The sequence below is a fragment of the Mesorhizobium album genome (assembly GCF_033977205.1).
GTDB classification, from domain to species: domain Bacteria; phylum Pseudomonadota; class Alphaproteobacteria; order Rhizobiales; family Rhizobiaceae; genus Mesorhizobium; species Mesorhizobium album.
In genome coordinates, this window is sequence record NZ_JAVIIW010000030.1 from 53,443 (window position 1) to 64,657 (window position 11,215).

At 63.4% G+C, this 11,215-nt stretch carries 12 protein-coding genes; all 12 read left to right on the top strand.

Going from position 1 to position 11,215, the window contains the following annotated elements:
- The first annotated feature begins 167 nt into the window (after positions 1-167).
- Positions 168-533: an NADH-quinone oxidoreductase subunit A gene (locus RFN28_RS23125; RefSeq protein ID WP_320289536.1), complete on the top strand. Its 366-nt coding sequence runs from the start codon at positions 168-170 to the stop codon at positions 531-533.
- A complete protein-coding gene (locus RFN28_RS23130; protein ID WP_013531090.1) occupies positions 524-1,105 on the top strand; it encodes a NuoB/complex I 20 kDa subunit family protein in 582 nt (193 codons plus the stop codon). The genes RFN28_RS23125 and RFN28_RS23130 overlap by 10 nt, the downstream gene beginning before the upstream one ends.
- Positions 1,106-1,109: 4 nt before the next feature.
- Complete coding sequence (locus RFN28_RS23135; protein WP_320289537.1) at positions 1,110-1,715, top strand: NADH-quinone oxidoreductase subunit C; 606 nt, start codon at positions 1,110-1,112, stop codon at positions 1,713-1,715.
- 9 nt (positions 1,716-1,724) lie between these two features.
- Entirely contained in the window at positions 1,725-2,915 is a 1,191-nt protein-coding gene (locus RFN28_RS23140; protein ID WP_320289538.1) for an NADH-quinone oxidoreductase subunit D, read from the top strand.
- Positions 2,916-4,220, top strand: a complete 1,305-nt coding sequence (locus RFN28_RS23145; RefSeq protein ID WP_320289539.1) for an NADH-quinone oxidoreductase subunit E — start codon at positions 2,916-2,918, stop codon at positions 4,218-4,220.
- A 10-nt stretch (positions 4,221-4,230) separates the two neighbouring features.
- A complete protein-coding gene (gene nuoF, locus RFN28_RS23150) occupies positions 4,231-5,535 on the top strand; it encodes an NADH-quinone oxidoreductase subunit NuoF (RefSeq protein ID WP_320289540.1) in 1,305 nt (434 codons plus the stop codon).
- Between the two features lie 75 nt (positions 5,536-5,610).
- Positions 5,611-6,294, top strand: a complete 684-nt coding sequence (locus RFN28_RS23155) for a helix-hairpin-helix domain-containing protein (RefSeq protein WP_320289541.1) — start codon at positions 5,611-5,613, stop codon at positions 6,292-6,294.
- 73 nt (positions 6,295-6,367) lie between these two features.
- Positions 6,368-8,449 (top strand): NADH-quinone oxidoreductase subunit NuoG, encoded by a 2,082-nt coding sequence (nuoG, locus tag RFN28_RS23160; RefSeq protein ID WP_320289542.1) that lies wholly within the window; start codon positions 6,368-6,370, stop codon positions 8,447-8,449.
- A gap of 2 nt (positions 8,450-8,451) precedes the next feature.
- Positions 8,452-9,495: an NADH-quinone oxidoreductase subunit NuoH gene (gene nuoH / locus RFN28_RS23165; protein WP_320289543.1), complete on the top strand. Its 1,044-nt coding sequence runs from the start codon at positions 8,452-8,454 to the stop codon at positions 9,493-9,495.
- Entirely contained in the window at positions 9,495-9,986 is a 492-nt protein-coding gene (gene nuoI / locus RFN28_RS23170; protein WP_320289544.1) for an NADH-quinone oxidoreductase subunit NuoI, read from the top strand. The genes nuoH and nuoI overlap by 1 nt, the downstream gene beginning before the upstream one ends.
- A 293-nt stretch (positions 9,987-10,279) precedes the next feature.
- Complete coding sequence (locus tag RFN28_RS23175) at positions 10,280-10,900, top strand: NADH-quinone oxidoreductase subunit J (RefSeq protein WP_320289545.1); 621 nt, start codon at positions 10,280-10,282, stop codon at positions 10,898-10,900.
- 1 nt (position 10,901) lies between these two features.
- Complete coding sequence (gene nuoK, locus RFN28_RS23180; protein WP_040969939.1) at positions 10,902-11,210, top strand: NADH-quinone oxidoreductase subunit NuoK; 309 nt, start codon at positions 10,902-10,904, stop codon at positions 11,208-11,210.
- Positions 11,211-11,215: the final 5 nt, after the last annotated feature.

Below are 11,215 nucleotides of genomic sequence, written 5' to 3' on the forward strand. Positions count from 1 at the left end.
CGGATTTTGAACAAGGTTTGACTTGCGTCGCTGAAACCGCTGCGCTAACCCTCGCCGCGTCGCAGCATAGGCCACCTAAAACGGTTCAGCGGTTAATCTGTCACGCTTCCGCATTAGAGTCCGTTGCTGTAATCAAAGTGAATTGGCCGCCAACGGAAAGCCGCCGCATGAGCGCACTCCTAAGTTCGTATCTGCCCATCGTCCTCTTCATCGCAGTGGCGATGGTCGTCGGTCTGGCGCTGATCATAGCGCCGTTCCTGGTGGCCTACCGCAGCCCCGACCCGGAAAAGCTTTCCGCCTATGAATGCGGGTTCAACTCGTTCGACGACGCCCGCATGAAATTCGACATCCGCTTCTATCTGGTGTCGATCCTGTTCATCATCTTCGATCTTGAGGTCGCCTTCCTGTTTCCGTGGGCGGTGTCCTTCTCCAAGGTCGGCATGCTCGGCTTCTGGTCAATGATGGTGTTCCTGGCGGTGCTGACCGTCGGCTTTGCCTATGAATGGAAAAAAGGAGCGCTGGAATGGGATTGAACGACAGTTCAGGCACCCTCGTCGCGCCGAAGCCCAAGGGCATCATCGACCCCAACACCGGCAGGCCGGTGGGGGAGGACGATCCCTTCTTCCTCGAAATCAACAATGAGCTGGCAGACAAGGGTTTCCTCGTCACCTCGACTGAAGCGCTGATCACCTGGGCGCGCAGCGGCTCGCTGATGTTCATGACTTTCGGTCTCGCCTGCTGCGCGGTCGAGATGATCCACACCTCGATGCCGCGCTACGACAGCGAGCGCTTCGGCGTCGCGCCGCGGGCGTCTCCGCGCCAGTCCGACATCATGATCGTCGCCGGCACGCTGACCAACAAGATGGCGCCGGCGCTGCGCAAGGTCTACGACCAGATGCCGGAGCCGCGCTACGTCATCTCGATGGGCTCTTGTGCCAATGGCGGCGGCTACTACCATTATTCCTATTCGGTGGTGCGCGGCTGCGACCGCATCGTACCGGTCGACATCTATGTACCCGGCTGCCCGCCGAGCGCGGAAGCGCTGCTCTACGGCATTCTTCTGTTGCAGAAGAAGATCCGCCGCACCGGCACGATCGAACGGTGAACCAATGGCCCTGGCGTTGAACGAACTCTCCACCTATCTCGGCGAGAAGCTGGCCGGCCGCATCGGCGAAACGGTGCTTGCCTATGGCGAGCTGACGGTTTCGATCGAGCCCGGCAACCTGATCGAGGTGGCGACCTTCCTGCGCGACGATCCGCGCTGCCAGTTCATCTCGATCATCGACGTCTGCGGCGCGGACTATCCGTCGCGGGCCAAGCGCTTCGATGTCGTGTATCACCTTCTGTCGCCGAAGCAGAATGGGCGCATCCGGCTCAAGGTTCAGGCTGACGAGGAGACGCTGGTGCCGTCGCTGACCGCCGTCTATCCCGGTGCCGACTGGTACGAGCGCGAAACCTACGATCTCTATGGCGTGCTCTTCTCCGGCCATCCGGATCTGCGCCGTATCCTCACCGACTACGGTTTTGACGGGCATCCGCTGCGTAAGGATTTCCCGCTGACCGGCTTCGTCGAAGTGCGCTACGACGACGAGGCCAAGCGGGTGATCTACGAGCCGGTCGAGCTCAAGCAGGAATTCCGCAATTTCGATTTTCTTTCTCCTTGGGAAGGGACGGACTACGTCCTACCGGGGGACGAAAAAGCCAAGACGAATTGAGGCGCCAGAATGGCTGAGACCTCCGTCCGCAATTTCAACATTAACTTTGGGCCTCAACACCCTGCAGCGCATGGCGTTTTGAGGTTGGTGCTTGAGCTCGACGGCGAGGTGGTCGACCGCGTCGATCCGCATATCGGCCTGCTCCATCGCGGCACCGAGAAGCTGATCGAGGCCAAGACCTATCTGCAGGCCGTGCCCTATCTCGACCGGCTCGACTATTGCGCGCCGATGAACCAGGAGCACGCCTTTGCTTTGGCCGCCGAGCGGCTGCTCGGCATCGAGGTGCCGAAGCGCGGCCAGCTGATCCGGGTGCTCTATTCCGAGATCGGCCGCATCATGTCGCACATCCTCAATGTGACGACGCAGGCGATGGACGTCGGCGCGCTGACCCCGCCGCTGTGGGGCTTCGTCGAGCGCGAAAAGCTGATGGTATTTTATGAGCGCGCCTCCGGCTCGCGCATGCATGCGGCCTATTTCCGGCCTGGCGGCGTGCACCAGGATCTGCCGCAGAAGCTGATCGAGGACATCGGCAAGTGGATCGACCCGTTCCTGAAGTCGATCGACGACCTCGACGCGCTGCTCACGCCCAACCGCATCTTCAAGCAGCGCAATGTCGACATCGGCACGGTGTCGCTGGCCGACGCCTGGGCCTGGGGCTTTTCGGGCGTGATGGTGCGCGGCTCGGGCGCTGCCTGGGACCTGCGCAAGGCGCAGCCCTATGAATGCTATTCCGAGATGGATTTCGACATCCCGATCGGCAAGAACGGCGACTGCTACGACCGCTATCTCGTGCGCATGGAAGAGATGCGCCAGTCGGCGAAGATCATGCGTCAGTGCGTCGATCTGTTGCTCGGCAAGGAAAGCACTGGCCCGGTATCGAACCTCGACGGCAAGGTGGTGCCGCCGAAGCGCGCGGCAATGAAGCGCTCCATGGAAGCGCTCATCCATCACTTCAAACTCTATACCGAGGGCTATCGTGTGCCGGCCGGCGAGGTCTATGCGGCCGTGGAAGCGCCCAAGGGCGAGTTCGGCGTCTATCTCGTCTCCGACGGCACTAACAAGCCCTATCGCTGCAAGCTGCGCGCGCCCGGTTTCGCGCATTTGCAGGCCATGGATTTCCTGTGCCGCGGCCACATGCTGGCCGACGTCACCGCCGTGCTTGGCTCCCTCGACATCGTGTTTGGTGAGGTCGATCGCTAAATGTCAGTCCGCCGTCTCGCAGATGCCAGCGTCCAGCCAGCCTCCTTCGCCTTCAACAAGGCGAATGCGGCGGCAGCCAAGCAGTGGATCAAGAAATATCCGAAGGGACGCGAGCAGTCGGCCATCATCCCGTTGCTGATGCTGGCGCAGGAACAGGAAGGCTGGGTGACGAAGGCGGCGATCGAGGCGATCTCCGACATGCTCGGCATGCCGCGCATCCGCGGCCTGGAGGTCGCGACCTTCTACACGCAATACCAGCTCAATCCGGTCGGCACCCGCGCTCATATCCAGGTCTGCGGCACCACGCCCTGCATGCTGCGCGGTTCGGAAGCGCTGATGGATGTCTGCCGCTCGAAGATCCATCAAGACCAGTTCCACACCAACGAGAAGGGCACGCTGTCGTGGGAGGAGGTCGAATGCCTCGGCGCCTGCGTCAACGCGCCGATGGTGATGATCTTCAAGGACACTTTCGAGGACCTGACACCAGAGCGGCTGGCCGAGATCATCGATCTCTATGAAGCCGGCAAGGGTGCCACGGTAAAGCCCGGGCCGCAGAATGGCCGCACCGGCTCGGAGCCAGCTTCGGGTCTTACGACGCTGAAGAGCGAGAAGGCGATCCTCAAGTCCACGCGCGATAAGGAAGCCAGGGCGGCGTCGAAGGCGGCCAGGGAAGCCGCCGCGGCTCCGGCCTCCGCATCAGCCGCCGCTGTATCGCAGGCACCTGCCGCGCCGGCGCCATCGGCCCCGATCGGGCCTTCGAAAACCAGCAAGCCGAAGACGGATGCGCCAGAAACCAGTCCGGCGCTGAAGACGCCGTCGCCGGTCAAAGTCTCGCCGGCCACCGAGAAGGCGGCCAGCGTCAGGGCGCCGCGGCATTCGGCCGCCAACGCCAACCAGGCTTCGCCGGAAGTCGAGGGGGTTTCGAAGCCGCGCAGCGGACCGATGGCCAAGGCCGAGCCGGCTTCCGCCTTCAAGTCGCCCGAAACCAAGCAGCCAGCGGCCAAGACGGCGAAGCCGTCGCTCGATGACAAGAACCGTCCGGCCGGCATCGAGCGCCCGACAGCGGTCGACGATCTCAAGCTGATCTCCGGCGTCGGGCCGAAGATCGAGACCACCTTGCATTCGATAGGCATCTACACCTTTGCCCAGGTCGCCGCGTGGAAGAAGGCCGAGCGCGAATGGGTCGATGGCTATCTCAATTTCCGTGGCCGCATCGAGCGCGACGACTGGGTGAAGCAGGCCAAGGCGCTCGCCAAGGGCGGCGTCGCCGAATACATCCGCGTCTTCGGCAAGAAGCCGGTCTGAGGGACGAACAATGCTTCAGGACAAAGACCGCATCTTCACCAACATCTACGGCCTCTTCGACAAGTCGCTGGCCGGAGCGCAGGCGCGCGGTATCTGGGACGACACGCCCGGCCTCATCGCCAAGGGGCGCGACTGGATCGTCAACGAGATGAAGGCGAGCGGCCTGCGCGGCCGCGGCGGCGCCGGCTTCCCGACCGGCCTGAAATGGTCGTTCATGCCCAAGCAGAGTGACGGCCGGCCGGCCTATCTGGTCATCAATGCCGACGAATCGGAGCCTGGCACCTGCAAGGACCGCGACATCTTGCGCAACGATCCGCACACGCTGGTCGAGGGCGCGCTGGTCGCTGGCTTCGCCATGGGCGCGGTCGCGGCCTACATCTATGTGCGCGGCGAGTTCATCCGCGAGCGCGAGGCGCTGCAGCGGGCCATTGACGAGGCCTATGCGGCCAAGCTCATCGGCAAGAACAACACGTCCGGCTACAACTTCGACGTCTATATGCACCATGGCGCCGGCGCCTATATCTGCGGCGAGGAGACGGCGCTGCTCGAAAGCCTCGAAGGCAAGAAGGGCCAGCCGCGGCTGAAGCCGCCGTTCCCGGCCAATGTCGGCCTCTATGGCTGTCCGACCACGGTCAACAACGTCGAATCGATCGCCGTGGCGCCGACCATCCTGCGCCGCGGTGCCGCCTGGTTCTCCTCCTTCGGCCGGCCGAACAATGCCGGAACCAAGCTGTTCTGCGTCTCCGGCCACGTCAACAATCCGTGCACCGTCGAAGAGGCGATGTCGATCCCGTTCCGCGAGCTGATCGAGACGCATTGCGGCGGCATTCGCGGCGGCTGGGACAATCTGCTCGCCGTCATCCCGGGCGGCGCCTCGGTGCCGCTGGTGCCGGCGGCGCAGATCATGGACGCACCGATGGATTTCGATGCGCTGCGCGATCTCAAATCCGGCCTCGGCACCGCGGCCGTCATCGTCATGGATAAGTCGACCGATGTCGTGAAGGCAATCGCCAGGCTTTCCTACTTCTACAAGCACGAGAGCTGCGGCCAGTGCACGCCGTGCCGCGAAGGCACCGGCTGGATGTGGCGGGTGATGGAGCGGCTGGTACGCGGCGAGGCGCAGAAGCGCGAGATCGACATGCTGCTCGACGTCACCAAGCAGGTCGAGGGTCACACGATCTGCGCGCTGGGTGACGCGGCGGCCTGGCCGATCCAGGGCCTGATGCGGCACTTCCGCGGCGAGGTGGAACGCCGCATCGACGAGTTTTCGCGCAACGCGCACCGGGTCGAGCCGGTGATGGTGGCCGCGGAATAGGATTTGGAAATACGGGCATTGCCCGGGACGAAAAAGCAGGGGCGGGGCGTACGAAGAAACGACCAGGAGATGTCTATGGCGCCGTATTCGATAGCCTACCCGCTGATGCCTTATTGGGACCAACTCGAGAAGATGAACCAGGACCTGACCAAGATGATGCCGAAGGAGATGGCCAGCGCCGTCAATCTTATGGCGCATCCTGTCGCGGGCGTGGCTGCGATGTCGGCGGTGGGCATCGGTCTTGCCAACCATGCCTTGGGTGTCTGGATGGGCGCGCTCTCCGGCGCCGTCGAGGCCTCGCAGCGCATGTTCCAGCCGTTTCTCGACGATCTCGAGGCGCGGACGGAAGCCGCCAACAATTCGTCCAAGGCGCGCAAGGCGACCGAGACGCTGATCGCCGAGGCGCAGACTTTCGCCAGGGACGTGACCGACATCGCGGCGAACGCCACCGAGAAGGCGCTCGACGCCACAGGTGCCGACACGGTTGCCGGAACGGCCGCGACCGGGCTGATGCCGGAAGATTTCAGGCAGCCCAAGGCGATCGACAAGCCGGCGAAACCGTCCGACCTGAAGGCGATTTCCGGCATCGGGCCGAAGCTCGAGAAGGTTCTGAACGGTCTTGGCATCTGGTCCTACGACCAGATCGCCGCCTGGACATCGGAAGAGATCGCCTGGGTGGAGGATTACCTGTCGCTCGCCGGCCGCATCGGCCGCGACGACTGGACTGCCCAAGCGGCGGCGCTCGCCGCGAAGAATTAAGATGAAAATGCCGGGCGCGGCATCGGTCGCGCCCGGAACGAGATTGCGGGAAATCCGCGAGGGTTTGAGGCGAATGGCAAAGCTTAAGGTCGACGGGAAAGAGATCACGGTACCCGACCACTATACGCTGCTGCAGGCGGCCGAGGACGCCGGCGCGGAAGTGCCGCGCTTCTGCTTCCATGAGCGGCTGTCGATCGCCGGCAATTGCCGCATGTGCCTGATCGAGGTGAAGGGCGGCCCGCCCAAGCCGCAGGCTTCCTGCGCCATGGGTGTGCGCGACCTGCGCCCCGGCCCGAATGGCGAGCCGCCGGAAATCTTCACCAACACGCCGATGGTCAAGAAGGCCCGCGAAGGCGTGATGGAATTCCTGCTGATCAACCATCCGCTCGATTGCCCGATCTGCGACCAGGGCGGCGAATGCGACCTGCAGGACCAGGCGATGGCCTTCGGCGTCGATTCCTCGCGCTATCACGAGAACAAGCGCGCGGTCGAAGACAAGTATATCGGCCCGCTGGTCAAGACGGTGATGAACCGCTGCATCCACTGCACGCGCTGCGTCCGCTTCACCACCGAGGTCGCAGGCATTTCCGAGCTCGGCCTGATCGGCCGCGGCGAGGATGCCGAGATCACCACCTATCTCGAGCAGGCGATGACGTCGGAGCTGCAGGGCAACGTCATCGATCTCTGCCCGGTCGGCGCGCTGACCTCCAAGCCGTTCGCCTTCCAGGCGCGGCCGTGGGAACTGACCAAGACGGAATCGATCGACGTCATGGACGCCGTCGGTTCGGCGATCCGCGTAGACTCGCGGGGCCGTGAAGTGATGCGCATCCTGCCGCGTGTCAACGAAGCGGTGAACGAGGAGTGGATTTCCGACAAGACCCGCTTCATCTGGGACGGCCTGCGCACGCAGCGCCTCGACCGCCCTTACGTGCGCAAGAACGGCAAGCTCGTTCCGGCAAGCTGGGCCGAGGCCTTCGCGGCGATCAAGGACGAGGTGTCGAAGACCGCGCCCGAGCGCATCGGGGCGATTGCCGGCGACCTCGCCGCGGTCGAGGAGATCTACGCGCTCAAGCTTCTGATGGGCGCGCTCGGCTCGAAGAACATCGATTGCCGCCAGGATGGCGCAGCGCTCGATCCGTCGCTCGGCCGCGCCAGCTACATCTTCAACCCGACCATCGAGGGCATCGAGCAGGCCGATGCGGTGCTAATCATAGGTGCCAATCCGCGCTTCGAGGCCTCGGTGCTCAACGCCCGAATCCGCAAGCGCTGGCGCGTCGGCAACCTGCCGATCGGCGTCATCGGCGAGATCGGCGACACGCGCTATGACTACGAGCTCATCGGTGCCGGCCCGGAATCCCTGAAGGATCTGGCCGACGGCAACGGCAAGTTCTTCGAAGTGCTGAAGAAGGCGACGCATCCGCTGATCATCGTCGGCCAGGGTGCGCTGGCGCGTTCGGACGGCGCGGCCGTGCTTGGCCAGGCGGCCAAGCTGGCGATCGCCGTCAATGCGGTTACGGCGGATTGGAATGGTTTTGCGGTGCTGCATGATGCCGCGGCCAGAGTCGGCGGCCTCGATGTCGGCTTCGTGCCGGGCGAAGGCGGCAAGAATGTTGCCGGCATGCTTGGCGAGACGGATCTTCTGTTCCTGCTTGGCGCAGACGAGATCGACATGGCCAAGACCGGCGGCGCCTTCGTCGTCTATATCGGTACGCATGGCGATGCCGGCGCGCACCGCGCCAACGTCATTCTGCCGGCCGCGGCCTACACCGAAAAGTCCGGCACTTATGTCAACACGGAAGGCCGCGTGCAGCAGACCAACCGCGCCGGCTTCGCGCCCGGCGAGGCGCGCGAGGACTGGGCGATCCTGCGGGCGCTGTCGGATGTGCTCGGCAAGAAGCTGCAGTTCGATTCACTGGCGCAACTGCGCGCCAAGCTCTATGGCGAGCATCCGCATCTCGCTCGCGTCGATCAGGTTCTGGCCGGCAGCGCCGATGACGTGGCCAGGGCGGCGAAGCTCGGCGGGCGATTGAACAAGGGCGCCTTCACCTCGTCGGTGAAGGATTTCTACCTGACCAACCCGATCGCGCGGGCCTCGGCCGTGATGGCTGAATGCTCGGCGCTGGCCAAGAGCGGCTTCAAGCAGGCGGCGGAATAAGCATGGACACCTTCTTCTCCTTCTACGTGCTGCCGGCGCTGCTGATCCTTCTGAAATCGGTGGTGCTGATCGTCGTTCTTTTGATCTTCGTCGCCTATGTGCTCTACGCCGATCGCAAGATCTGGGCGGCGGTTCAGCTGCGCCGCGGCCCGAACGTCGTCGGCCCATGGGGCACGCTGCAGGCCTTTGCCGACCTCTTGAAGTTCGTGCTCAAGGAACCGGTGATCCCGTCCGGCGCCAACAAGGGCGTCTTCCTGCTGGCGCCGCTGGTGTCGGCGGTGCTTGCGATCTCGGCCTGGGCCGTCATTCCGGTCAATCAGGGTTGGGCTATCGCCAACATCAATGTCGGCATCCTCTATGTCTTTGCCATCTCCTCGCTCGAGGTCTATGGCGTGATCATGGGCGGCTGGGCGTCGAACTCGAAATATCCGTTCCTCGGCGCGCTGCGCTCGGCCGCGCAGATGGTGTCCTATGAGGTCTCGATCGGCTTCGTCATCGTCACCGTGTTGCTCACCGTCGGCTCGCTCAACCTTTCCGACATCGTGCTGGCGCAGCAGGATGGCCTCGGCACGCGGCTCGGCCTGCCCAACACCTTCCTCGACTGGCACTGGCTGTCGCTGTTCCCGATGTTCATCGTGTTCTTCATCTCGGCGCTGGCCGAGACGAACCGGCCGCCTTTCGACCTCGTCGAGGCGGAATCGGAACTCGTTGCCGGCCACATGGTAGAATATTCGTCGACGCCGTTCCTGCTCTTCTTCCTGGGTGAGTATGTCGCCGTCGTCTTGATGTGCGCGTTGGCCACCATCCTGTTCCTCGGCGGCTGGTTGCCACCGTTCAACTTCGCGCCCTTCACCTGGGTACCGGGACTGATCTGGTTCGTGCTCAAGGTCTGCCTGGTGTTCTTCATGTTCTCGATGGTGAAGGCGTTCGTGCCGCGCTACCGCTACGACCAGCTGATGCGGCTGGGCTGGAAGGTGTTCCTGCCGATCTCGCTGTTCATGGTGGTCGCCACCGCCGCCTTCCTCAAGATCACGGGATTTGCGTGATGTCCGCTCTTGCCCAAGCCGCAAAGGCCCTGCTGCTGAAGGATTTCGTCAGCGCCTTCTTCCTGTCGATGCGCCAGTTCCTGGCGCCGAAGGAGACGATCAACTATCCGCATGAGAAGGGGCCGACCAGTCCGCGCTTCCGCGGCGAGCATGCGCTGCGCCGCTATCCCAACGGCGAGGAACGCTGCATCGCCTGCAAGCTTTGCGAGGCGATTTGCCCGGCGCAGGCGATCACCATCGAGGCCGGCCCGCGCCGCAACGACGGCACGCGGCGCACCGTGCGCTACGACATCGACATGGTGAAATGCATCTATTGCGGCTTCTGCCAGGAAGCCTGCCCGGTCGACGCCATTGTCGAAGGGCCGAATTTCGAATTCGCGACCGAGACGCGCGAGGAGCTCTACTACAACAAGGAAAAGCTGCTCGCGAACGGCGATCGCTGGGAGCGGGAACTGGCGCGAAACATCGCGCTGGACGCGCCCTATCGCTGACATTTGACACATGGACGGGGCAGCGCGCCTCGTCCAGAGGATGATCCCGAAAAGTTGCAGACTTTTCGGACAAGATCATCCTCCGGAATGAAAGAGGATGATCCCGAAAAGTTGCAGACTTTTTGGACAGGGCCATCCTCAGGAATGAAAGAGCGGCGCATTCTTTCGATCGGGGTCTTTGAACCCGAACGGAACATGCGCTAGGAACACGCGGCTTCGGCGCCGGAGGCGGAACGAAGCCAGAGATAACGGAGAGGACGAATGTCCGATCCGACAGGAACCCGGGGGAACCCATGCTGAGTGGATTAGAGGCGGTCTTTTTCTACCTCTTCGCCTTTATCGCCGTGGCGTCGGCCTTCATGGTCATTTCGTCGCGCAACCCCGTGCATTCGGTGCTGTTCCTGATCCTCACCTTCTTCAACGCCGCCGGGCTGTTCCTGCTCACCGGCGCCGAGTTCCTGGCCCTGATCCTGCTCGTCGTCTATGTCGGCGCGGTGATGGTGCTGTTCCTGTTCGTGGTGATGATGCTCGACGTCGACTTCGCGGAGATGAAGCAGGGCGCGCTGCAATATGCGCCGATCGGCGCGCTGGTCGGACTGATCCTGGCGGCGGAACTGATCGTCGTGCTTGGCGGCTACAGCTTCGCGCCGCAGCTTGCCTCGACGGTGGCGAAGCAGACGCCGGATATCGCCACGCGCTCCAACACGGCGGCGCTCGGCGACATCCTCTACACGGACTACCTCTATTACTTCCAGATCGCCGGCCTTGTGCTTCTGGTCGCCATGATCGGAGCCATCGTGCTGACGCTGCGCCACAAGCCCGGTGTCAAGCGGCAGTCGATCGCAGCCCAGGTCGGCCGCACGGCGGCGACGGGCATGGAAATCCGCAAGGTCAAGTCGGGCGAGGGTATCTGAGATGGTCGTCGGCATCGCGCATTATCTGACCGTATCGGCGATCCTGTTCACGCTCGGCGTGTTCGGCATCTTCCTCAATCGCCGCAACATCATCGTCATCCTGATGTCGATCGAGCTGATCCTGCTTGCGGTCAACATCAACTTCGTCGCCTTCTCGGCTGCGCTGCATGACCTCGTCGGACAGGTGTTCGCCCTGTTCGTGCTGACGGTGGCCGCGGCCGAGGCCGCGATCGGTCTTGCCATTCTTGTCGTCTTCTTCCGCAACCGCGGCTCGATCGCGGTCGAAGACGTGAGCCAGATGAAGGGTTGACGGGA